A 22,915-nucleotide genomic window follows, 5' to 3' on the forward strand; every position below is an offset into this window, starting at 1 on the left:
CTAAGCCTCGCCTTGAATGGCCTGGCGCAGCCGGGCCGCGACGTCGCCCAGCGTAATCGCGTTCAGCGAGTCATTGACGTCCAACACGCCCTGCCCATGCTGCTGCGAGAGATTGCCCGTAAAGTCGGTCAGCGCAGTGACGTGCTGCGCTAGCAGGTCGACCGTGTGAAGTTCCTGCATCACCGAGAGGCGGTGCTCGTCGGGGACGACCTCAAGAATCTTGCCCAGCGCCACGTCCAGGTGCCCGCAGGCGACGGCCGCCAACGACATCTCCGCGGAAATCGCCTTCAACACCGTCTCAACGCTCGCCAGTGCCATCTTATCCGACATCTCGACCCCCTGATTCCTTATGGCGAAGTCAGCATGCGAGAGGCGGGCGCTGCAAGGCCTTGATTCCTGCGACGAATTATCACGTCAGGTAACAACAATCGGAGCGGCGACCTCAGATAGCGGTGCGACGGAGCAGTTCGTCACGTCGATAGGCCATATCGCGCCGGGTTCGCTCCAGCGCATCCCGCTCGGCCATAGCAAGGAGCGCCTCGACGGTGCGGTTCAGGTGATCGTGGATAACCCGCCGGGCCGATTTGGGGTCTCGCGAGCGAAGCGCGTCGACAATCCTACGATGATCGTCCGCGAACGCTTCAGGCGCGGAGAGGCGCGCGCGCCGCAGGCCGTTCGCGCACTCTGGAAACTGGCGACGCAGCATCCAGATCTCTTCGACCGCCGCGACGATGGCGGCGTTGCGCGTCGCGTGGGCGACGGCGATGTGGAAGTCGTGCTCCAGTCGCTCGCCCTCCTCCCCCGCCGCATGCCGCCCTAACTCACGCGCCATGCGATCCAGGGCCGCGAGTTGCTCGTCCTCCACAGCCGCCGCCGCCAAGGCGCAGGCTTCACCTTCGAAAAGCCGGCGCGCCTCCGTCAACTCCAGAGCAGACACCTCGGCTTCCGAGGGATCCTTCTCAAGGTCGCCGCGCGCGGTGACATAGACGCCCGATCCCTGGCGCGCCTCCACCAGACCTTGGAACTCCAGGGCGATCATCGCGTCCCGGATCGTGGGTCGGCTCACCCGGAACGAGTCGGCGAGCGCCCGCTCCGAGGGCAAGCGATCGCCCGGCGCGTAACGCCCTTCGGCGATCGACGCGGCGATGGACCGAGCCACCTGCTGGTACAGCTTCTGGGGGTCGGGCGCGCCGCTCATCCAGCCTCGCTTGGGATTCTATGATCCCATCTTAGCGATTGGCCTGACCTTTGGAAGCGGCTCCCAGCCGGCGCACCTCGCTGGCCGCGAGCAGGAAGGCGCCGACGCCATACAGTTGCGTGTCGTCGCGCCCGACCTGGTCGGGCGCGACGCCGACACGCTGCACCCAGCCCAGGCGGCCGTCGGGCTCCACCGCCGCTTCCAGCGCTTTCCAGCCCCTGTCGATGGTCCGCGCGTACTGGGTGCGCGGCAAAAGGCCGTGGTTCACGCCCCAGGCCAGGCCATAGACAAAGAACCCCGTGCCGCTGGTCTCCGGCGTCTTCTGAGGCTCGAGCAGCGACACCGGCCAGTAGCCCTGCTCGCCCTGCAGCGACGCGATCTTGGCGGCCATCTGACGGAAGACCTTTTCGTAGCGCGGGCGGCTCGGATGGTTGGCGGGGAGATCTTGCAGAACGCGCGCAAGGCCCGCGAAAGCCCAGCCATTGCCGCGTCCCCAGAAGATCTTGCGGCCGTTCGCATCGCGTCGCGTGATGAAACGGCTGTCGCGGAAATAGAGGTGGTCGGTCTTGTCGAACAGGTAGTCGTGGGTCGCCCAGAACTCCCGGTCCGCGTGCGCCAGATAACGCCCGTCGCCAGTCACCTTCGACAAGGCCGTCCACGCCGGCGGCGCCATGAAGATCGCGTCGCTCCAGCACCAGCGGGCCTGGCAATAGGGATCGCCTTTGGCGGGCTTGGGCTCGAAGTCCAACGATACCGTCGAGGGATTGGCCAGCACGGCGTCGAACCGGCTCCGCGTGGGACCGAGCTTGGACGGATCCTTCGTACGGTTGGACGCCCAAATCCATACCGCGGCCGTCGCGTCGGCGTCGGCGTGGCGCGGCCGGTGATCAAAACTCCACTGCTCGGCTTGGCCATGCGCGAGCACGGCCTGCGTCAGGTAGGGGTCTTGGGTGGCGTCGGCGAAGGTGTAAAGGCCGATGTAGAACGCCGCCTGCACCCAGTCGCGCGGTGCTTCGGTGTCCTTGCGAAACGAAGCCACCGGCACGTAATCGAAGTTGTCCATGTGGGCCAGTTGCCAAGCGGCCACCCTGCGGGCAGCCGCGTCCACCGAGGCGGCCGAGACGCTTACCGAGCCCTGTATCGGAGCCGCCAAAGCGGGCGCCGCAGCGCTGGAGATCAAAACCGCAGCGAGCGCCGCCTTGAGAAACTTGGAGGTCATCGTGGGGGTCCCCTAAGCGCGCGCGCCGAGATCGGACACGGCCAGAACGTCCATGTCGTCGAACTCGAGGTTCTCGCCGCCCATGGACCATACGAAGCTGTAGTTTGCGGTGCCCACGCCGCTGTGGATCGACCAACTGGGCGAGAACACCGCCTCGCCTTCATCCATGAACACCGCGCGAGGGTCTGACGGCTCGCCCATCAGATGCATCACTCGCCCGGGCGAGGCGTCGAAATACATGTAGATCTCGCTGCGGCGCCGGTGGGTGTGGGGCGGCATCGTGTTCCACACATTGCCGGCCTCCAGCTCCGTAAAGCCCATCACCAGCTGACAGCTATCGACGAGGCCAGGCCGGATCGCTTGGCGGATCACCCGCCGATTGGCGTTGAGAGCTTCACCGGCCACGATGACGCGCGCCTCATCGCGGCGCACGCGTCGGCTGGGGTGGTTGGCGTGGGCTGGATAGCTGACGAAATAGAAACGAGCCGGACTTGCCGGGTCGCCGCTCTCGAAACTGACCGTCTGGACGCCCCGACCGATGTAAAGGCAGTCGTGGCGCGTGAGTTCGAAGCGACATCCATCCAAGGTCACCACACCCGTCTCGCCGATGTTGATCACTCCGACCTCGCGGCGCTCGCAGAAGAACTTGGACGCCAGCTCAGGATGCGTCGAAAGCGTCAACGGAGCCGTCGTGGGAACTGCGCCACCGACCACCGCGCGCTCGACCTCAAGATAGCTGAGACGAAGCGCGCCAGCCTGAAACAGGTCAGCGATGACGAACGTGTCGCGAAGCTGCCCCGCAGACATTCGCGCCATGCCCGCACGATCGGCGCTCTCGCGATAATCCATGTCGACGCTCATCGACCTCCCCGTCGCGCGTCCGCTTCCGTTCGAGCGGCTTCTAAATTGACATTACCAATTTTAGGCTTCGAACGTAAAGCGATCTGTCGACAACGGGCGATCGCACTCGCAGCCGAGCACTTAGACCAGGAGAGAGCGTCCAACTAATATTGTTGCAATACAAAGGTATAGAAAGAAATACGACTGACCCGACCAATCGGATTTTTGGCTAGGCCATCCGAGAAAAACCGAAGCCTATGGGAGGGGCGTACCTTGATCGAACCTACTTGGCGGCGCTGGCGGCGCGGAGCGCGATTTCCTCGCGCTTGGCGGCGAGACTTTCCCGTGTGCGCTCGATCGCCTCGAGTTCGGCGGTCAACAGCAGGTTCTCGATCAGTCCGCCAAGGTGCGCCTGCATGGCCGTGCGAGCCGCCTTGGGATCTCGGGTGCGCAGGGCCTCAATGATCTCCTGATGCTCGTCATGCAGCGGCCGCTTCCGGACAAGGCGAGCTTTCTCAAGCATCTGCATGCACAGCCGTGAGCGATAGCGGAGATCCCACATGCTCTCGACGATGCGCACCACCGCCGTGTTTCGCGTCGCTTGGGCGATGGTGATATGAAACTGCCGGTCGGCCAGTTCGCTCTGCTCCTTGGTCGACGCCTCGCTGTTCATCTCGACGACCAGCGTCTCCAAGTAAGCCAGTTCATCGTCGGTGATCAGCGTCGCGGCGAGTGCCGCAGCCTCGCCTTCGAACAGGCGCCGCGCCTCGGCTTGCTCGAAGGCGCCGATGTCCAGATCCTTCACCGGCGGCGGCGGTTGGTCTAGGCGCACATAGACGCCCGAGCCCTGACGCGCTTCCAGCAGCCCCCGCATCTCCAAGGCGATGATCGCGCGGCGAACAGTGGGACGACTGACCCCGAACTCATCCGCAAGATCGCGTTCGGAAGGCAAACGGTGACCAGGCGTGTAGACGCCGTCGGCGATCGCTGCGCTGATCGACGCGGCCACCTGCTGATAGAGCCGGGTGGCGTCGGGAGACGAGGTGTCCAGCGAAAGGGTCGACATCGCAGCGCCAGAAGCAAGCGCCCGGAAACGGCGCAATGTAACGACTAGCGCGCGCCCGCCCTCCTCACAAGGCGTCGCGGTCGAAGTGGCCTTACCAAGAGTCGGGGCGACCGGAGGGTAAGGACTCCGGCCGCCATCGCCGTCCGCTCCGGGAGGAGGTTGGCGCAAGGTACGCAGCGCCTTGGTCGACGAGTCTGCGATCGCCGCCGGTATGCCGGACGGGTCGCGCAGGATCAGAGTAGCAAAATTGGCTTAGCCTGCAACGAAAAATGGCCTGACCAAATAGATGATTTTAAGCAGAAGTTGTTGACCCAATCTGCGCTGACGCTCTCAGGCCGCCTCACGCAGGCCCCACGGATGCGCAGGATAGAAGCGGGCCATCATGCGTCCTGCATAGTCTGTCAGCCTAGGGTAGCTCTCAGCCTCTCGACGCAGGGGGGAGTCGAAGAACGGCGTCATGATGGCCGCCAGCATGGCGAAAGCCGTGGCGTCCACGCCTACGGGGTGAGAGTCCCGCATAAGATAGGTCTTATCCTCCAGAAGCTCGTCCAACGCCCGCAACGAGAGCGCGCCTAGCCAAGCCACCTCCTCACGCAGATGCCGGCCGACACCGACCGCGCGGACATTGGCGCCAACTGCGTCCTTCAACCCCCTTCGGAGCTCATCGCGCAGGTGCGGCGGCGCCTGATCGAACCACCGTGCGGGGCCCTTCTCGAAGTTGGCGGGCTCCAAAAACCGAAAGTAGCTCGAAACCCACCCCAGTTGGTTCTCGATCATGCGTTCGATGGCCCAAGCCTGAGCCCGTTCCTTGCCGCTGAGGCCGAGATCGAGGTCGATGTCGTACTTCCGTTCGAGGTGAACGCGAATGAAGGTAGAGTCCCCGATCGCCTGGGCGGCGTCTTCAATCCAGGGCAACTGCCCCTTCGGGGCGGTCTCGCGGCTGCCGATGGTCTTTCGATAATCCAGACCCGCCATCATCAACTGGACCTCGGTCTTGGTGACGTAGGGGCTGATCTCAGGCAGCCCAAATCCGGCTCCAGCGGCGAATAGCGTGATCATTGTCCCTCTCCATCCCGAATGTCGCGATGACGACTTGCTACCGCCAGCCTGCTGCCAGCATGCTGTCAGCAACGGTCCTGGATAGTGAAGCCCATGAGACGCGCCGAACGCCTTTTCCAGATCATCCAGATCCTTCGCCGCAGCCGCGCTCCGGTGACTGCGGACGCCATCGCGGCCGAGCTGGAGACCTCCAAGCGCAGCGTCTATCGCGACATCGCCGCTCTCGTGGGCCAGCGCGCGCCCATCCGGGGCGAGGCTGGCGTCGGCTATGTGCTGGAAGCGGGCTTCGACATGCCGCCCCTCATGCTGACGCCCGACGAGATCGAGGCGGCGGTGCTCGGCGCCCAGTGGGTTGCGGGTCGCGGCGACCCGGTCCTCGCCAAGGCGGCGCGGGACCTGATCAGCAAGATCGCGGCAGCCGTCCCTGACCGCCTCCGCCCCTATGTGCTGGAACCCGCCGCCGCCGCCGCGCCGGCGTGGAAGCCTCAGACTGACCGGATCGACGTGGCACAGGTGCGCGCTTGGATCCACGCCGGCCGCAAGATCCGCCTGAACTACAGCGACGAGGCTGGCGCGGTCAGCGAGCGTGTCATCTGGCCGGTCACGGTCGGCTATCGCGAGACGATCCGCATGATCATCGCCTGGTGCGAACTTCGGTCTGCGTTCCGCACCTTCCGGACCGATCGGGTGGTCGGAGCTGAATTCATGGACGAGCGCCATGGCAAGCGGCCCGCCGTGCTACGGGCCGAGTGGCTACGCTTCCGCGACGCCGAGATCGCCGCCTGGGAGGCGCGGGCCATGGAGAATTGCTCGGGAGGCTAGATCCCGTGCCGCTTGGCGAAGGTCTCGAACAGATGGGGCCAAGCGGCGACAGGCTTGCCCGCGACGAACCGCAGCCCAAAGCCGTGGCCGCCCTCCTCGAAGATGTGCATCTCCGCCGACACGGCCTTGGCCTTTAGCGCCGAGAACATCAGCAGGGTGTTCTCGACCGGAACAGACTTGTCGTCGGCCGCGTGCAGCTGAAACACCGGTAAGAGGCCATTTCGCACCTGCTTTTCCGGTGAGAGTTCGGCCACCCGCTCAGGTGTGTTCCGCTGGGCCAGGAGTTGCTTGCGCGAGCCGCCGTGCGCAAAAGCGGGATCCATCGTGATCACCGGATAGATCAGGGCCGACAGGTCCGGCTTGGTCGCAAGCGCGTCGGTGGCGTCGATCGCCTGATAGGTCTCGACGTCGAAGCGGGTCATCAAATTGGCGGCCAAGTGCCCGCCGGCCGAAAAGCCCATGACGGCCACGCGATCCGGTGAGAACTTCATCGCGCCGGCGCGGGCGCGGATGAGACGGATGGCGCGTTGGGCGTCCTGCAGCGGCGCATCGCCACCGGCAGCCCAGCCATCGGCCGGCATGCGATAGAACAGGACAAAGCAGGTGTAGCCTCGCGCGGCGAGCCACCGCCCGGTCTCATAGCCTTCCTTGTCCAGGACGACACGCTCGTAGCCGCCGCCGGGGATCAGCATGACGGCGGCGCCGTTTGGTGTCTTGGGGCGAAACACGACCAGCTTGGGAGACCGGGTGTGGACTTGGGCGCGATCTCTCAGGCCCTTGGGGTCGCCCCGCTCGACGATCTGCTCCTCGACCCTGACGTCTTCGCCGCCCGGCGCACCATTCGGCCAAAGCCGAATGGTCTCGACAGGATCCGGCGGCGTGATCGCTGGATTGCGCCTCTGCGCTGCCCTCGCCTCGCTTGCGGCCAAGGACCCGAGTATGCCCGAGACAAAGACACTGAAGGCGCCGCGCCGGTTCATCATGGGGCCCAAGACCTGATCGTTGACGTCTCGCGACCCTAGATCCGGTTGCGCGCCTTTGGAAACCGGTTTCCTAATCCCCTGCGAAGCGCAGGTGATGCAAGACGATGCCGCTGGTCGTGGCCACGTTCAGCGAGTCGAAGCCATTGGCCATCGGAATGCCGATCCTGCGCGCCCTGGCCATGACCTCCGCCGTCAGGCCCGGCCCTTCGGCCCCGAGCAGCACCGCCGTCCGAGGCGCGGGCTTGAGCGTCGCCAGCACCTCGTCGGCGGCGGGACTAAGCGCCAGAGCCTGAAAGCCGGTTGTCGAAAGCAGATCCGCGATCGGCTCGCCCCGGGCGAGTCTGGCCGTCGGGACCGACAGAACCGCGCCTACCGAGACGCGGATGGCCTTGCGGTAAAGAGGATCGCAACAGTCGGCGTCGAGGATCACGGCGTCCGCGCCAAAGGCTGCGGCGTTGCGATAGATGCCGCCGATATTGTCGTGGTTGGCGATGCCGCAGAGGACCAAAACCACCGCTCGCGCGGGCAGGCTCGACAACAGGTCGCGCGCGTCGAGAGACGGCGGCTTGCGGCCTAACGCGAGAACGCCCCGATGCAGGTGAAAGCCGGCGATCGCGTCTAGAACCTCTTGGTCGGCCAGGTGAACCGGCGTGTCTTGGGGCAGTCCGGTGAGAACATCATCGAGCTTGTCACGCCGCTTCGGGTCGATCAGCAACGAAAAAAGGCGTTCGGGCGCGTCGCGCGCGAAGGCCCGCAGCACGGTTTCCCCCTCGGCGATGAAAAGACCTTCGCGGCCGACAAGGTCGCGCTCCTTGATCGCACGAAATGGTGCGACGGCGGGATCGTCAGGGTGCGAGACACGATGAAACTGGGGCAAGACGGCCTCTGGAGATGGCGCGTTGGTCAGCGCACGCCTCGTATCGGCAAGATCGCCAGACCGCCAGCCAGAGCCAAGGCGCTGGCCACCAGAAAGAACATACGGAAATCGCCCTGCGTAGGCCCGAGGCTCCATACGGCGAGCGCCGGCGCCAAAGCCTGCGGCAGCGTGTTGGCGAGGTTGATCACGCCCAGATCCTTACCCGCGTCCCTTTGGGAGGGCAGCACTTGCGTCACCAGCGCGATATCGACGGCGGAGAAGCACCCCACTCCGCAGCCGTAGACGATGAAGGTCGCCACCAGCACTGGCCATGCTGGGGACATGGAAAAAACGATCAGCGAAAGCGCGACCGTCAAAGCGGCGCCGAAGGCGAAGAGTTTGCGACGCCGAAGGCGGTCGGAAAGCACCCCGCCCACCATGGCGCAGGTCACATTGAAGACGGTCGAGATCGCCGCCAGGATCGCGAAGCCCTCCTCGGCCCGGCGACCAGGGAACAGATGCGGATAGTCGACCTCGTCCTTCAGAAAGTAGAGCATGTAGCTCTGCACCAGACTGAAGGCGACCAGAACGAGGAAGCGTCCCAGCCACGCGAACGCGAAGTCTGGGTGCTGTCGCGGACTGACCCAGAGACCCGAGACGAAGGCGCGAAAGTTGAACGGCGGTACGGCGCTCTTGGGCAAAGGGGGATCACGGAGGCGTAGCACGAAGGGGGCGAGACCCAGCAGCAACGCCGCCGAGATTGCTGCGTATCGATAGCTTTCGGTGACGAGAAGGCCGCCGACCACTACGGCGCCGATAGCGGTGCCGATGGGATTTCCGAGGCTCAAGAACGCGGCCACCATCCCCTTTTGCGTATCCGGCACTCGATCAGGCATGACGGCCATCAGCGCCGAGAAGCAGAGATTGAAGGTCAGCTGGAACAGGATGATCCCGCCGATCAGCGCCACCGGCGTCTTGGCGTGCATGATCGCCAGATAGGCCAAGGCGGCGCCGATGGCCCCGACCACCATCCACGGACGACGACGCCCGAACCGGGAGGTGGTGCGGTCGCTGATCGCCCCGGCCAGCAGGTTGGCGATGCTGGCGGCGATGGCGCCGTAGAAGGCGACCTGAGCAAGAACGATCGCCTTGCCGCCAGGATCAATCGCCTCGGCCTTCAAGGGAAGAAGAACCTGCAGCAAAGGCTGGAAGGATACGAAGGCGGCGATCTGCGCGAGCGTATACGCCGCGATGAAATTCGCGCGCACCGGTTCCCTGGGTCGCGCCCCATCATCGGCCAGCATCTCACCTCCCCGCGCGATCTGTCGCCGCGTCTGCCTGCACACTGGCTGCGCGAACGGCCCGATACAAGGCCTGGTAGCGCTTTCAAGCCTGGAGTTTCCTTCCTCCACGCGAAGGCACTAGGTTGTCGGGAATGGGCGTGAGTCTGAACGAAGTCGGGGCCAAAGAATGGGTTCGGTGACGATCTACGACGTCGCCGCGAAAGCGGGCGTCTCGATCAAGACCGTTTCACGCGTGATGAACAACGAGCCGAACGTTCGGCCCGTCATGCGAGAGCGCGTTCTGGAAGCGGCGGGCGAGCTCGGCTACAGCCCCAACCTGTCGGCGCGAAGCCTGGCAGGATCGCGATCGTTCGTCATCGCCGTATTCGTCGACGCGGCCTTGACCATTGATCACTGGCAGAGCGAGCGCGGCGCCGACTATCTGAGCCGCATTCAACTGGGCGCGACGCTGGTCTGCCGCGACGCGGGCTATCACCTGTTGATCGAACTCATCGACCACGAGGGACCGCAGGTTCGCCAGGAGGTGGCCGCGCTGCTGGCGGCGCTCAAACCGGACGGGGTGATCCTGACCCCGCCGTCCTCTGACAACGCCGTGGTGCTTGAACTGCTGGACAAGGCCGGCACGCCCTATGTTCGTGTCGGCCCGGAACGTGCGGAAGGCCTGGGCCCGCGCGTCCACATGGACGACGTCGCCGCCGCGCGCGAGATGACCGAACACCTGATCAGCCTCGGGCACAAGCGGATCGGCTTCATCGTCGGCGAGCCTCGCTATGGCGCCAGTCAGGCCCGCCGAGAAGGATATTTCGAGGCGATGAAGGCCGGGGGCCTACCGATCTCGAGCGCGTGGATTCGGCAAGGAGATTTCACCTTCCAGTCTGGCCTAGACCAGGCGAAAGCGCTTTTGGCCCTACCGGATCGTCCGACCGCGATCTTCGCCAGCAATGACGACATGGCGCTGGGTTGCATCGCCGCGATAGCCGAAACGGGCCTGATGACGCCCGGAGACGTGTCGGTCGCCGGATTTGACGATAGCCCCAGCTCGCGGTTCAGCCGACCTCAATTGACCACGGTCCGTCAGCCTGTCGCGGAAATGTCCTCGGTGGCGGCCAAGCTGCTCATCGAGCGGTCGCGGAACGGCGCGGCTGCGGAACGGCCGGTGGACGAACTTTTGCCGTTCGCACTGATCCACCGCGCCTCGACGGCGCCGCCGCCGCGCTAGATCACCGACCGGGACGCGCGAAGGCCGCGACTCGCGCACGCGCCGCGTGGACAGGGTTTTCCGCCAATCGTGCGTGATGGTCGGGGGCTTGCATCGACGGCTCGCGACCGCCAAGGCGGAAAGCGCCTACGCGGTTCGAGAGGTCCGCCGCCTCGACACGGAGCGCATGGGTGGCGTCGGTCGATTGGGAGACCATCGCCGCGTTGCGCTGAGTGACCTGATCCAGCTGGGTGACCGCCGCGTTCACCTGCCCTAGAGCCGTAGCCTGTTCACTCGCCGACGCCGCGATCGCATTCACAAGCTCGTCGATACCACCCACCTTCTCGTGGATTCCGCGCAGCGCCTCCCCGGTCTGACCGACAAGGTCGACGCCCTCGCTGACCTGGCGGCTGCTCTCGGTGATCAAAGACTTGATGTCACTGGCGGCCTGAGCCGAGCGTTGAGCCAGGGCGCGCACTTCCTGAGCGACCACCGCAAAACCCTTGCCCGAGTCGCCAGCGCGTGCGGCTTCGACACCCGCGTTGAGCGCCAACAGGTTCGTCTGGAAGGCGATCTCGTCGATCATGCCCAGGATTTGGTTCACCTGCTGCGATTGAGCCTCGATCTTGGTCATCGCTTGCGCGGCGCGGGTGACGATGTCGCCAGAGCGTTCAGCCTCGGCCGAAGCCTCGCCCACCCGAGACGACACTTCTCGGGCGCTTCTGGCTGTCTTGCCGACGGCGCTCGTCAACTGCTCGACGGCCGCGGCCGTCTGTTCCAGCGTCGCGGCCTGTTGCTCGGTGCGCTGGGACAGGTCCTCGGCGCTCCGGGCGATCTCGTCAGCCCCTGCCCTGATGCCGCCCGAGGCTTGTTCGACCGCCCGCATGGCCTCGGCCAGCGCATTGGCGGCCTGCTCGAAGTCCACCTTCAGGCTTTTGAACTCCGGCGCCAGATCGCCCTCGACACGCGCGGAAAGGTCGCCGGCCGCCAACCGCGCCAAGGCTTCGCCAACGGCCTTCACCGCCACCGCCTGGCGATGTTCGACCTCTTCGCGCTCGCGCTCCATCGCCTCGCGCTCCTCGAGGAGCACATCGATGTAGGTCGAGACCGATAGGTCCATGTCCAGAAACGCCGCCTTGATCAGCGCCGAAAGGCTATCAGCCAGATCAGCGTCCGCCTTGGCGCTGCTGAACAGCCCCTTGGCGCGCTTGGTCACGATTGCGCGGGTGAGTTCGTCGACAACGACGGCGTAGCCGCCGATGTACCATCGCGGCGCGATATCAAAGTCGGCGTGCGCTCGCCCGATGCGCTCAACGTCCCGCACATACCCCTCGCCATAATCGGCTTGCGCGATACGACGCCAATGCGCGCTCTGCGCTCGCTCGGCGCTGGCCATATGGCTATCGTCGCGGAACTTGGCGCGCGTGTCCGGAGACAGCCGAACCTGGCTGTAGAACTTCCCCAGGGCCGCGCCGATCTCAGCGTCGATCACCGGTTTGATCGCGCGCAGGTGAGCGCGAGACCGCTCGTCGAAGCGCATAAAGGCCATCCGCTGATCAAGCTTGGCGTGGGCGCTCATGCCAGGGCTCCGACTCATTGGTAAGGATTGATTGACCACGTTGGTGAACGGAATCTGTTAACCAAGATTGAAGTCCGCCACGATGCGCCGCGTGGCCGCACCATCGCGCGGTTTGAGGACCCGCTTCTCGCAATCTTCGCCGCGAACAGAACCAAGCTGCGCCTTGGCGCGTTTTGGGCTTGTCAGGGCCGTGGCGGCGCTTGGATATAACCGGGACTTAACCCCAAGGACTTCATGGCGCTTCCGGCGGACTTCACCTTGACCGAACAGGACGGACGCTCCGCGGTCATCCTCAGCGGCGACTGGACCGCGCGGGGACTTTTTGACGCGGGGCCCCGGCTGGCCAAAGCGTTGGAGGACCACCCCGACCTAAGCCTTGACCTGACCGGGGTGAACCGCTGCGACACCGCAGGCGCCTATGCGATCCTGCGCGCGACTGGCGACCGGCTCCAAGTCGACAGGATCAACGCTCGAAAGCAAATCCTTCGCCTCCTAGAACTGGTCGGCGCAGCAATTCAGGTCGAGCCGGAGCACACCGCGCAGCGGGGCGGCCTTTACGCCTTGCTTGAGCGGATCGGGCGCGGCGTGTTCGGGCTGTTCGCCGATGGCTATGGCACCCTGATCTTCCTGGGGCACCTGCTGGTCGCCCTAGGCCGTAGCGTCGTTTCGCCGCGCCGCATCCGTTGGGCGCCGATCATTGCGCTCTGTGAGCGGGCCGGGCTGGACGCCATGCCCATCGTCGCGACGACTACGTTCTTCATCGGCGCGGTAGTGGGCCTCCTCGGCGCCAACATGCTCACCGACTTCGGCGCCCAGGTTTATGCCGTCGAGCTGATCGGCATCTCGGTCATGCGGGAATTCAACATCCTGATCACCGCCATCCTGCTCGCAGGCCGGTCGGCCTCCAGCTTCGCGGCCGAGATTGGTTCGATGAAGATGAACCAGGAGATCGACGCCATGCAGGTCATGGGCGTCGACCCCTATGAGGCGCTGGTGCTGCCGCGCTTTGCGGCGCTGTTGTTCACGATTCCCCTGCTCACCTTCGTGGCCACGATCGCCGGTCTGGCGGGCGGCATCCTCGTGGTCTGGAGCGTCCTGGACCTTTCGCCAACCTTCTTCCTCCAGCGCATCGTCGACTATGTGGGCGCGACCCACTTCTGGATCGGCCTCTCCAAGGCGCCGGTCATGGCCATGGTCATCGCCGCCATCGGCTGTCGCCAGGGGATGGAGGTCGGCAACGACGTGGAGTCGCTGGGGCGTCGCGTGACGGCGTCAGTGGTCCACGCCATCTTCGCCATCATCCTGATCGATGCGATCTTCGCCCTGATCTACATGGAGCTGGACATATGACCGGCTCGGCCGCCTCCGCGCCGCTCGCCGAAGCGCCGGACGTTGACAAGTATCCGATCGAGGTCCGAGGCCTTGTCTCGCGGTTCGGCGACAACGTCATCCACGACGGCCTCGACCTGAAGGTCGAGCGCGGCGAAATCCTGGGAGTCGTCGGAGGTTCGGGCACCGGAAAATCGGTTCTGCTCAACAGCATCATCGGCTTGAAGACGCCGGACGACGGCCATGTCCGCCTATTCGGAAGCGACATGCGCACCGCTTCCAGACGTCGCTGGTCATCGGTCGAGCGCCGATGGGGCGTCCTCTTCCAGCAGGGCGCGCTGTTCTCCAATCTCACGGTCCGCGAGAATGTGTCGGCGCCCCTTTTCGAGCACACGCAACTTCCGCGCAGCGAAGTCGAAGCGATCGCGGACTTGAAGATCGCGATGGTGGGTCTGCCGGCTCGCGCAGCGACGTTGAAGCCTGCGGAACTGTCAGGCGGTATGCGAAAGCGCGCAGGCCTCGCCCGGGCTCTGGCGATGGACCCGGAACTGTTGTTCCTGGACGAACCGACCGCAGGCCTCGACCCGATCGGCGCCCAAGCGTTCGACGCCCTGATCCAGGACCTATCCAATAGCCTGGAACTGACGGTGTTCATGATCACCCATGACCTGGACAGCCTCTACACGATCACCGATCGCGTGGCGGTGCTGGCCGACAAAAAGGTGGTCGCCGTGGCGCCGGTTCGCGAACTGGAGCGTTCGGAACATCCCTGGATCAAGCAATACTTCCTAGGCCCCCGAGGGCGCGCCGCCGCGGCCGCCGAGGAACTGGCCGAGTCGAGGACCGACTACTGATGGAAAGAAACGCCAACTACGCCCTTGTCGGGGCTATTTCGCTGGCGCTCTTCATGGGCCTGGTGATCTTCGTCGTCTGGCTCGCGAAACTGAGCTTCAATCGCGACTACGACCTCTACGATGTCCTGTTCGTCGGCCCGGTGCGCGGGCTCTCGGAGGGCGGCGAGGTCCACTTCAATGGCATCAAGGTCGGCGAAGTGACGCGGATCGAACTCGATAAGACCGATCCCAATCGGGTCATCGCGCGCGTGCGCGTCACTTCGGACGTACCGATCAAGGTGGACAGCTTCGCCACGCTGGAACCGCAAGGGATCACGGGCGTGAACTACGTGCAGATCACGGCGGGCTCGCCCAACAAGGAGCTGCTGAAGGACACGGTGAAGAACGGCAAGGTGCCGGTCCTTCGCAGCCAGCGCAGCGCCCTGTCGGACTTGCTGGAAGGCGGCGGCACCGTACTGACGCGGACCATTGAGGCGCTGGATCGCGTCAACCGCGTGCTATCGGACAAGAACATCAAGAGCTTTGGCGCGACGATGACCAACGTCCAGGCCGTCACCCAGGAAATGCGTGATCGCAAGGCGATCTTCGCCGACGCGCAGAAGACGTTGCAGAGCATCGACCAGACCGCGCAGTCGATCACCGAGCTCTCCAACAGCGCCAACCGGCTGGTCGATGGCGACGCCAAGCGCACCCTCCAGGAGTTGGGCGACGCTGCGACCGAACTGAAGGCCGCCACCAAGGATGCTCGCGGCATGGTCTCAAAGCTGGAAGGCCCGACCAGCGACTTCGCCACGACCGGCCTGCCGCAACTGTCGGCCGCCATCGTCACCCTGCAGTCGGCCGCCGAGTCCTTGGACCGTCTGGTCGGCGAGGTGGAACAGAACCCTCGCGGCGTTGTCGGCAAGGCGCCCGCCAAGGAAGTGGAGGTCAAGCCGTGATCCCGATGAACCGCAAGATCGCGCGTGGCGCCATCAAGGCCGTAATTGTGGTGGCGGCCGCCGCCAGTCTTTCGGCCTGTATCAGCGTCTTCCCGAAGACCGATCCGGTCAGCCTGTACCGCTTCGGCCAAGCTGAGGTCCGCGCCGAGAAAGCCCCGGCCGGCGCCATGTTCGGCGTGATGAAGGCGCCCACGGTGTTCACCCGCCCCTCCGCCGGCGATCGGCTGTTGACGAGCACCAACGGCGAAGTCGCCTACATCGCCGACGCCCGCTGGGTCTCGCCGGCCTTCGTGCTGTTTGAAGAGGCCGTCGCCAGCGCTTTCCAGAACGACGCCGGTCGCGCGCGTCTGATCGGTCGGGGCGAGATCGCCAAGGCCGACCTTGTTCTCCGTCTGGAGGTTCGGACCTTCGAGGCGCAGTACGTCAACGGCCCAAAGTCGGCGCCTGAGATCGTCGTACGCGTACGCGGCGTGCTCAACCGCAACCAAGACCGGGCTCTCGTGGGCGACCAGATCTTCGAGGCCCGCGTAAAGGCCACCGACAACCGCGTCTCGGCGATCGTGCCCGCCTATGATCAGGCCGTGGCCAAGGTGCTGGGCGACGTCGTGACCTGGGTGAACGCGTCAGGATCCGGGATCCAGAACTAAAGCGCTTCCAAGGGCTCCGTGACGGCGCCGTAGCCGGCGTCGTCGGGGATACGCAGAACGCGCCCGTCGACCCACGGCTCTACCGTCACGAGCGGTCGACTCAGCGAGCGCGACACCGCGTCGACGGGATCCCGGCTCTCGGCGAGCAGCTGGAGATTCATCCGTGTCGGGAAGATTACCTTGCGCTGGCCGGACGCCGCCAGTTCCAGCGCCTGGCTCGGCGCGATCCATTCGGCGTCCACAGCCTCATGCCCGTCGCAGATTGCCTGCTGCGCCAGCGGCGCGTGGGCGACATAGAACCAGGTGTCGAAGCGCTTGGGCATCAGCTTGGGCGTGATCCAGCGTGCAAAAACCGTCAGCGCCGACAGGTCGAGCTTAAGCCCCAGGTCCTCGACCACGTCGATAAAGGCGACCTTGTCGTCGGCGACAGCGGCGCGAATGTCCTTGGCCGCCTCGCCCGCGTAAAAGGCTCCGTCGCGATCGCGGGCCAGGAGTATGCCCGCCTCTTCATAGGCTTCGCGGATCGCGGCGATGCGCAGGGCCGCGCCATCAAGATCGTCTGCATCGAAGCCGATCGCGAGATCGCGCCAGCGCGGGTCACTGTCGCCTTGGTGGCTCTTGCCGCCCGGAAAGACCAGCGCCCCGGCCGCGAAGTCGATCTGGTGATGCCGCTTCACCATCAGAACCTCGAACGTCGGCGCGTCTCGAAGCAGCAGTATGGTGGCGGCGGGGCGGATCACCCCTGTTGATGACTCAGGCATGGCATGAAGTCTGGCGCCGGCGGCGACGCTTGCCCAGGCCTCTTTCGAACAACCGTTCGGCGGCGTGACGTCAAGCCGACTGGGCTCGACGCTTGGTGGCGCTGCGGTCCATCCGCTCCAGCAGGTACTCGCTGTCCTCACGCGACGCCACATGTGTCGAGGTCAGGAAGCGCTGGATCATGTGCTCCTGGAACCGCTCGCGGTCATGCGCGCCGCCATCGAATTCCAGGCCATGGAAGGCGTCCACGCCCGCCCGGAACGCCGAATAGAGGCGCGGCGGAAGACCCGCGCGCTCGCAGATGGCCTTCAGCCCCAGGGGGCCGGCGTCGTGGATCATCAGCCAGGTGCGGTGATGCGGAACCCCGGCAAGCTCGGCGACGGCCCACTCGAAAAAGGTCATGTGGCCATGCGCCAAGGCGCGCAGGATCAGGGATGGGGACAGCCGCCCCATCTTGTTGAGGTGAGCCACGAACGCCTTGGGATCGCTCGTGCGACCAGCCTGATCGACCAGATCGATCGTCGCCCGCTCCTTGGCGCCCAGGACCAACTCCATGGTCCGCTCAGGGGAAAGCGCGTGGGCGGTCAGGATGTGGTCGCGCAACTGCTCGCCGACCATGTCGATCAGACGCTCGGTGACCGCCAGCGGCAAGGCCGAGCGATAGGCCACCGCCTGCAGCACCTGCTCGGACTTGGCGAAGCGGTCGAGCGCCTTCTGCAGAGTCACCTCGGAGAAGCGGGCGTTGTCGTTGGCGCAAACCGTCGCAACGACGTCCTCGCCGCCCTGCTCCACCAGCAGCGTCGTGATCTTGCTCGACAGTTTCGGGCGCTTGGCGACGGCCATCTGGCGCACGGGCCCACCCACCTTCACGATCTCGGCGAGGTCGGCGTCAGTGAAGACCGGCGAAAAGCTGATGATCGGCAGGCTGACGCTCTCGACATCGCGCGCCAGCCGCATAGCGACGTCGGGCGGCAGGGCCAGAGAGTTCTTCAGCGTCACGGCCATGGCCCGCCGGACCAGCTCGGCCGCGTCTGCGGCCATGACCCGCAGGATGTCGTGCGCAATCTGACGCTCGTCCTCGCTCAGGACCGTGCGGTCAATGCTGCGACAGAGCTTGTGCGCCGCCAGGGCGCGCTCGTCGGGCGTCGCGCCCTTCACGAGCATGCGGATGTCGGCGTCGGTGAGTGCAGCGCGTGTGGTGGCCATGGGTCGCCCGCTGGGAGCTATGCGTTGAGTCACATCCTCGACGGTTAGGCTTAATGATTGTTTGAGCCAGGAAGCTGTGGATTAACGATAAGCCGTAACGCGATGCAAACCACGCTCGCCTAGGGTTCGCCCTCAACCGAGAGGAGCGCGACCTTGCTCGCCGAGCGCCGCCCAACCATGTCACCGACGGACGGCGCCCAGTTGGTCAAGGCCCTGGACGCGCAGGCCGCGCTGTTGCCTTACGCGCTGGCGGTTTTCGCGGTCAGCCTGCCCCTATTCGTCTGGGTCGGATCCTTCGCGGCCAACCCGCTATGGATGACCGCGAGCTTCGCCATCTTCGCCATCAACTGGGGCGTGTTCTACGCCGCCGTGAACTGGTTGCGCGACGAAGGGTCGCTGGACCTGGCGCGCCGCGCCCGCGTGCAAGTGATGTGCGGCGTGCTCTGGTCGCTGGCGGTGATCCAGATTTCGGCTTTCGCCCAACATGCCGGGCCCGCCCGCGACACGCTGCTGCTGATGGCGACCGCCGGCGCAGTGCTCTGCGCTTTCTTCGCCGCGCCCTACCTGCCAGGCCTGCTGATCATCGCGCCGCTGGCCGCCGCCGGACCGCTGACGGCGCAATTCTCGCGCCCTGACAGCCACCAGGCCGGCGAGCTGACCTGGGGCGCCACCGCCTTGGCGATGACGCTGGCCCTGATCCTCAACCGGATGTTCCGCCGCCAACACGACCTGGCCGTCGCGCACGAGCACCTGGTCGAAGAACGACTTCGGGTGCTGGACGAGGCCGAGCGCACCGCGCGCTCGAAGTCCGATATCGTCGCCACGCTCAGCCATGAGATCCGCAACGGCCTGACCGGCGTTACGCACGTCTTGGCCGCCGCCGCGGGACGAGGCGGGCGCGCCGCGCCTTCGCGCGAGCAGTTGAACGCCGCGCTCGACGCCGCCCAAGACCTTATCGCCGTCCTCAACGCCACGCTCGACTCCGAGACTGCCGAGACCGGGCGCCTGACGGTCGAGTCGCAGCCCTTCAACCCCGTCCGCCTGGTCCAGGACCTAGCCCTTCTCGACAAGCCTCACGCGGCGGCCAAGGGCCTGGAGCTGTCGGTTCACATCGACCCGCTGCTGCGCGGCGAGATCGGTGCGGCCGTCGCCGATCCGCTTCGCACCCGTCAGATCATCGCCAACCTTCTGGGCAATGCGGTGAAGTACACCGTTCGCGGCCGGATCGAAGTGCGGCTGGAAGTCCGCGAGGGGGTCGTCGCCATCGAGGTCGCCGACACCGGTCCAGGCCTGTCGAACGAGGAGATGGAGCAGGCTTTCGAGCCCTTCCGCCGGATCGAGCGCACCGGCGCGGGCGTCAATGGCGCGGGCCTTGGCCTGTCGCTGTCGCGCCAGCTCGCTCGCCTGATGGGCGGCGCTCTGGAGGCCCGTAGCGCGGTCGGCGTCGGCAGTTGCTTCACCCTCACCCTGCCCTTCGATCCGTCGGCGCGCTGTGAACTGGAACAAGATCTCGACGCGGTCGTCACCGAGACGCCCGGCGCTCCGCGAATGCTCCGCGTGCTGATCGCTGAAGATGATGCTCTGAATGCAGCCATGCTGCGCGCGATCCTGGAACAGCTTGGGCACCAGGTGGTGCACGCCCAAAACGGTCGACGCGCGGCGGATCTGGCCAAGATCGCCGAGTTCGACCTGCTGATGCTCGACCATCGGATGCCGATGATGGACGGCCCCGCCGCAGCGGCGACGCTGCGCGAAAGCGAAGGCCCCAATCAACTGACTCCGATCGTCGCCGTCATCGACGGCGAGGCCGAAGAAGCCGCCGAATTCCTGGAGGCCGGAGCCGATATCGTCCTGCGCAAGCCGGTCAGTGTGGCCGGCGTGGCGCGCGCCCTCGCCGACGCCGCCGCCCTGCATCGAAACGACCCCACCAGAGCCGCCGCCTGACCTCAGATACCGTAGGGTAAGCCTTCCCTCGACGTTCCGTGTCGCCCATCCTCTCCGGTAACGAGAACAGATGGGAGGGAGCGATGCTGGAAGGCTTGCGCGTCGTTGAACTGGCGACCTACATCGCCGCCCCCGGCGCCGCCGGCGTGATGGCCGACTGGGGCGCGGACGTCATCAAGGTCGAGTCGCCCGAGGGCGATCCGATGCGGCGGTTCTTCGACACGATCGGCTCGGACCAGGACGCCAATCCCGTCTTTGAACTCGACAATCGCGGCAAGCGCGCCGTGGTTCTCGATATCCGCAGCGACCTTGGGCGGGAGGCTCTAAAGGCGCTCGTCGCGACCGCCGACGTTTTTCTCACCAATGTCCGTCCTGCGGCGCTGGCCCGCGCCGGCCTCGACTACGACACACTGAAGGCCGTCAACCCGCGCCTGATCTACTGCGCGCTTACCGGCTATGGATTGACCGGTCCCGACGCCGACAAGCCCGGCATGGACGTGGCGGCTTTCTGGTCTCGCGCAGGTGTCGGCGCCATCACCGCGCCCAAGGGCGCCGAGCCCTTCCCGATCCGAACTGGCATGGGCGACCACGTGACATCATTGGCGACCGTCTCGGCCATCCTTGCGGCGGTCCACGAGCGCACCCGAACCGGTGTCGGCCGACTGGTGGAGACCTCCCTGCTGCGCGCCGGCGTCTACGCCATCGGCTCCGACATGGCCATTCAGCTGCGCTTTGGAAAACTGGCCTCGACGCGCGGCCGCCGGGAGTCTGTCCAGCCACTGGCCAATTTCTACAAGACCGCCGATGGGCGGTGGATCTGTCTGCTGCCGCGTCAGGGGTCGGTGGACTGGCCCCGCATCGCTGCAGCCGCCGGCCGTCCCGAGCTGGTGGACGATCCCCGGTTCGTATCAGCCAAGGCCCGCCGAGAACACGGTCAGGCGCTGGTCGACATCCTCGACGAGGCGTTCGGCGCCATGAGCTATGAGACCGCCGCCGCCGCACTGGACGCCGGCGACATCACCTGGGCGCCATACCAGACCCCACGAGAACTGGCGGAGGACGCCCAAGCCGAGGCGGCAGGATGCTTTGTCGATACGCCAGACGGCGCGGGCGGCACGTTCAAGGCTCCCGCCGCTCCGGCGCGTTTTCCGGGGGCGGACGACGGTCCTCGCGGTCCTGCGCCAAAGTTGGGGGCCGACACGGCGGTGGTGTTCCGGGAACTGGGATGGTCCGAAGACCAGATCAGCGCGCTGACCCGCGTCAGCGCTGCTTGACCTTGTCGTTGGCCTCGGCCAGCACGCGCAGCATCTCGGTGGAGAACAGCGAACTGGCCAGGCGTTGACCCGCGCCCATGGCGCTTCCGGTCGACTCGCCGAAGGGACTGCCGACATCCTGCGACCCGCGAAGGATCAGGTCGACCACCGCTTCCTGTTGGCGAATTCGCTCAAGCCGACGGCCGGTGGCGTACTGGATAAAGCCCTGATCGTCGGTTTCACGCGGTCGCGCGTTTTCGGTAATGCGGGTGGCGCCGCCGGTCTTGGTCAGGTTGGCGTAGAGTTCGCCAACGGTGGTCGGGCGCCCATCGCGGTAGAAGATCGAACGGTTGGCCTGGGCGGCCTCAGGGAACATCGCTGCGGCGTTGGCGGTCGGTGAAACCGTAGCCGCCTCGATCAGCCGCGCCGAGCCCTGCGGACCCAGGAAGTGCGCGGCGTAGAGCTCACCTGAGGTCGGTGTGCGGCCCACGCGACCGCGCAGGTATGAGGCATGGTCGGAGGCCAGTTCCCCAGCCATCAGCGAGGCGGCGTGGGGGTCCATCTTCAGGCCCAGCACCGCCTTTCGCGCCTCATCGCCTTCGACCCGGTATCGACCGTCGGCGCCCTGACTGATCAGGTCGGCGTAGCGAGCATAGCCGTACTTCGAGCCATGCTTCTTCAGGGTGGCCAGCCAGGTTTGGTCGACGAACTGAAACAGGCCCGACGCCGATGACGTCCTGGCCTTGGCGCCGGGATTGAAACCGCTCTCGCGCTTGGCCGTGCCCATCAGAAACGTGAAGTCGACCCCCGTCGCGTTCGACGCGCGCTGGATCGCCGACTCGACGACATTACGGATGGAGCTGACCGCAGGCATGGCGCCAGGAGTCGTCGATCATGGTTAATCGCCGATTAACCACGTCACGTCCGGGGTGCGACCGGAGCGCGCGCCGCCGCCGAGTCTTACGAATGTAAGAAAATTCGACGACGAGATTACGATTGTCAATTTACAACACTCATCACCCATGTTGACTTGATCCTACACTCGTAATTTTCGCTCAGGAGATCGAGATGGCCCTGGCTCTGCATCCCAACGGTTCTGGCATCCCAGGCTTGGACGACGCGCCGCGCAAACCTGGCAAGGCGCTCCTGGTCGGGCTCGGCGTATCCGCCGCGCTGCATGTCGCTCTGATCGGTTATCTCGCCTATCAGAAATGGACACAGCCATTGCCGACCATGGCGGCCGATACCGGCTTCATTGTCGAAACCGTACCGGTAGCACCCAAGGCGCCTCCTCCACCGCCTCCGGAGGAAAGACCCCCGACGGTCACCGCGCCGAAGCTACACATCCCGGTTCCAACGGCGATCGAGACCCCGCCGCCGCTTCTGACCGATCCTCGGATCATTCCGGAGGGACCGCCCACGGCGGGCCCGGTCACAAGCCTTACGCCAGCGGTAAGCACACCACCGCCCCCCCCTCAACCGCCGCCAAAAATGATCACCCGCGCCAACTGGCAGCGCATCCCTTCGGCCGACGAGATGGCGCGCTACTATCCGGAAAGCGCGCAGCGCCGGGGCCTGTCAGGTCAGGCGACCCTCAGTTGCGGCGTTGCGCTCAACGGAACGGTTCGCGACTGCGTCGTGCTCAGCGAAACGCCCGTCGACGAGGGCTTCGGAACAGCCGCCCTGAAAATCTCGCGCTTTTTCAAGATGAAGCCCCAGACCGAGAACGGCGAACCGGTCGACGGCGCGACGGTCCGCATCCCCATCCGCTTCAACGCGGGCGCCTGAAAGCCCAGCCAAGCCGGCGCCCTCCTCCAACGTTGCAGCGGAGGCCGGACCGCAGCCTTCCTTGCGGTCCGGC

The 22,915-nt window shown here is 65.6% G+C and carries 22 protein-coding genes; 9 read left to right on the forward strand and 13 right to left on the reverse strand.

What is annotated here, in order from left to right; translation table 11 throughout:
* The 6 genes from CSW63_RS16560 to CSW63_RS16585 form a co-directional block, all read right to left on the reverse strand.
* Nucleotides 1-330, reverse strand: coding sequence for a hypothetical protein (locus CSW63_RS16560; RefSeq protein ID WP_062094613.1), 330 nt, complete (start codon nt 328-330; stop codon nt 1-3).
* Nucleotides 331-442: 112 nt separating this feature from the next.
* Nucleotides 443-1,198 (reverse strand): FadR/GntR family transcriptional regulator, encoded by a 756-nt coding sequence (locus CSW63_RS16565; protein ID WP_099503236.1) that lies wholly within the window; start codon nt 1,196-1,198, stop codon nt 443-445.
* 31 nt (nt 1,199-1,229) lie between these two features.
* Nucleotides 1,230-2,417, reverse strand: a complete 1,188-nt coding sequence (locus tag CSW63_RS16570; RefSeq protein WP_062094609.1) for a glycoside hydrolase family 105 protein — start codon at nt 2,415-2,417, stop codon at nt 1,230-1,232.
* Nucleotides 2,418-2,429: 12 nt separating this feature from the next.
* Nucleotides 2,430-3,278, reverse strand: a complete 849-nt coding sequence (kduI, locus tag CSW63_RS16575; RefSeq protein WP_231737354.1) for a 5-dehydro-4-deoxy-D-glucuronate isomerase — start codon at nt 3,276-3,278, stop codon at nt 2,430-2,432.
* Nucleotides 3,279-3,540: 262 nt separating this feature from the next.
* Nucleotides 3,541-4,323 (reverse strand): FadR/GntR family transcriptional regulator, encoded by a 783-nt coding sequence (locus tag CSW63_RS16580; RefSeq protein WP_168193678.1) that lies wholly within the window; start codon nt 4,321-4,323, stop codon nt 3,541-3,543.
* A 330-nt stretch (nt 4,324-4,653) separates the two neighbouring features.
* Nucleotides 4,654-5,382, reverse strand: a complete 729-nt coding sequence (locus tag CSW63_RS16585; RefSeq protein WP_062094607.1) for a glutathione S-transferase family protein — start codon at nt 5,380-5,382, stop codon at nt 4,654-4,656.
* Between the two features lie 93 nt (nt 5,383-5,475).
* On the opposite strand from CSW63_RS16585, the gene CSW63_RS16590 reads away from it, so the two are divergent.
* Nucleotides 5,476-6,204: a YafY family protein gene (locus CSW63_RS16590; protein WP_062094605.1), complete on the forward strand. Its 729-nt coding sequence runs from the start codon at nt 5,476-5,478 to the stop codon at nt 6,202-6,204.
* Here CSW63_RS16590 and CSW63_RS16595 read toward each other — a convergent pair.
* The 3 genes from CSW63_RS16595 to CSW63_RS16605 all read right to left on the reverse strand — a co-directional run bounded on the left by CSW63_RS16595 (nt 6,201) and on the right by CSW63_RS16605 (nt 9,347).
* The gene (locus CSW63_RS16595; RefSeq protein ID WP_062094604.1) at nt 6,201-7,187 is read right to left on the reverse strand and encodes an alpha/beta hydrolase; all 987 of its coding nucleotides are present in this window, start codon (nt 7,185-7,187) and stop codon (nt 6,201-6,203) included. The genes CSW63_RS16590 and CSW63_RS16595 overlap by 4 nt on opposite strands.
* A 70-nt stretch (nt 7,188-7,257) precedes the next feature.
* A complete protein-coding gene (locus tag CSW63_RS16600) occupies nt 7,258-8,064 on the reverse strand; it encodes an RNA methyltransferase (RefSeq protein WP_062094602.1) in 807 nt (268 codons plus the stop codon).
* Between the two features lie 26 nt (nt 8,065-8,090).
* Nucleotides 8,091-9,347 carry an MFS transporter gene (locus CSW63_RS16605; RefSeq protein ID WP_062094600.1) on the reverse strand — a complete coding sequence of 419 codons (1,257 nt, stop codon included), beginning with the start codon at nt 9,345-9,347 and terminating at the stop codon, nt 8,091-8,093.
* Between the two features lie 166 nt (nt 9,348-9,513).
* Here CSW63_RS16605 and CSW63_RS16610 point away from each other — a divergent pair, with 166 nt between their 5' ends.
* Nucleotides 9,514-10,566 carry a LacI family DNA-binding transcriptional regulator gene (locus CSW63_RS16610; protein ID WP_062094597.1) on the forward strand — a complete coding sequence of 351 codons (1,053 nt, stop codon included), beginning with the start codon at nt 9,514-9,516 and terminating at the stop codon, nt 10,564-10,566.
* A gap of 1 nt (nt 10,567) precedes the next feature.
* On the opposite strand, the gene CSW63_RS16615 is transcribed toward CSW63_RS16610, so the two are convergent.
* Complete coding sequence (locus CSW63_RS16615) at nt 10,568-12,124, reverse strand: globin-coupled sensor protein (protein WP_062094595.1); 1,557 nt, start codon at nt 12,122-12,124, stop codon at nt 10,568-10,570.
* 234 nt (nt 12,125-12,358) lie between these two features.
* Between CSW63_RS16615 and CSW63_RS16620 the strand changes: the two genes are divergently transcribed.
* From CSW63_RS16620 to CSW63_RS16635, 4 genes are read left to right on the forward strand one after another with little or no spacing between them, the layout of a single operon-like run.
* On the forward strand, nt 12,359-13,474 hold the full coding sequence (locus CSW63_RS16620) for an ABC transporter permease (protein ID WP_062094592.1): 1,116 nt from the start codon (nt 12,359-12,361) through the stop codon (nt 13,472-13,474).
* Nucleotides 13,471-14,307, forward strand: a complete 837-nt coding sequence (locus CSW63_RS16625; RefSeq protein ID WP_062094591.1) for an ABC transporter ATP-binding protein — start codon at nt 13,471-13,473, stop codon at nt 14,305-14,307. The genes CSW63_RS16620 and CSW63_RS16625 overlap by 4 nt, the downstream gene beginning before the upstream one ends.
* Nucleotides 14,307-15,245: an MlaD family protein gene (locus tag CSW63_RS16630; protein ID WP_062094590.1), complete on the forward strand. Its 939-nt coding sequence runs from the start codon at nt 14,307-14,309 to the stop codon at nt 15,243-15,245. The genes CSW63_RS16625 and CSW63_RS16630 overlap by 1 nt, the downstream gene beginning before the upstream one ends.
* Nucleotides 15,242-15,892 (forward strand): ABC-type transport auxiliary lipoprotein family protein, encoded by a 651-nt coding sequence (locus tag CSW63_RS16635; protein ID WP_062094589.1) that lies wholly within the window; start codon nt 15,242-15,244, stop codon nt 15,890-15,892. Before CSW63_RS16630 ends, CSW63_RS16635 begins: the two co-directional genes overlap by 4 nt.
* On the opposite strand, the gene CSW63_RS16640 is transcribed toward CSW63_RS16635, so the two are convergent.
* Complete coding sequence (locus CSW63_RS16640; protein WP_062094588.1) at nt 15,889-16,653, reverse strand: NUDIX hydrolase; 765 nt, start codon at nt 16,651-16,653, stop codon at nt 15,889-15,891. The genes CSW63_RS16635 and CSW63_RS16640 overlap by 4 nt on opposite strands.
* Nucleotides 16,654-16,723: 70 nt before the next feature.
* A complete protein-coding gene (gene spbR / locus CSW63_RS16645) occupies nt 16,724-17,857 on the reverse strand; it encodes a pole-localized protein SpbR (RefSeq protein WP_062094587.1) in 1,134 nt (377 codons plus the stop codon).
* A gap of 153 nt (nt 17,858-18,010) precedes the next feature.
* On the opposite strand from spbR, the gene CSW63_RS16650 reads away from it, so the two are divergent.
* Both CSW63_RS16650 and CSW63_RS16655 read left to right on the forward strand, forming a co-directional pair.
* Nucleotides 18,011-19,801: a hybrid sensor histidine kinase/response regulator gene (locus CSW63_RS16650; protein ID WP_062094586.1), complete on the forward strand. Its 1,791-nt coding sequence runs from the start codon at nt 18,011-18,013 to the stop codon at nt 19,799-19,801.
* Nucleotides 19,802-19,884: 83 nt separating this feature from the next.
* Complete coding sequence (locus CSW63_RS16655) at nt 19,885-21,075, forward strand: CaiB/BaiF CoA-transferase family protein (protein ID WP_062094584.1); 1,191 nt, start codon at nt 19,885-19,887, stop codon at nt 21,073-21,075.
* Here CSW63_RS16655 and CSW63_RS16660 read toward each other — a convergent pair.
* On the reverse strand, nt 21,062-21,928 hold the full coding sequence (locus tag CSW63_RS16660; RefSeq protein ID WP_062094582.1) for a transglycosylase SLT domain-containing protein: 867 nt from the start codon (nt 21,926-21,928) through the stop codon (nt 21,062-21,064). The two genes, CSW63_RS16655 and CSW63_RS16660, sit on opposite strands and share 14 nt — an antisense overlap.
* Before the next feature lie 194 nt (nt 21,929-22,122).
* Between CSW63_RS16660 and CSW63_RS16665 the strand changes: the two genes are divergently transcribed.
* Entirely contained in the window at nt 22,123-22,842 is a 720-nt protein-coding gene (locus CSW63_RS16665) for an energy transducer TonB (RefSeq protein WP_062094574.1), read from the forward strand.
* The last annotated feature ends 73 nt before the right edge of the window (nt 22,843-22,915 follow it).

This window comes from Caulobacter sp. FWC26, assembly GCF_002742645.2.
Taxonomy (GTDB): domain Bacteria; phylum Pseudomonadota; class Alphaproteobacteria; order Caulobacterales; family Caulobacteraceae; genus Caulobacter.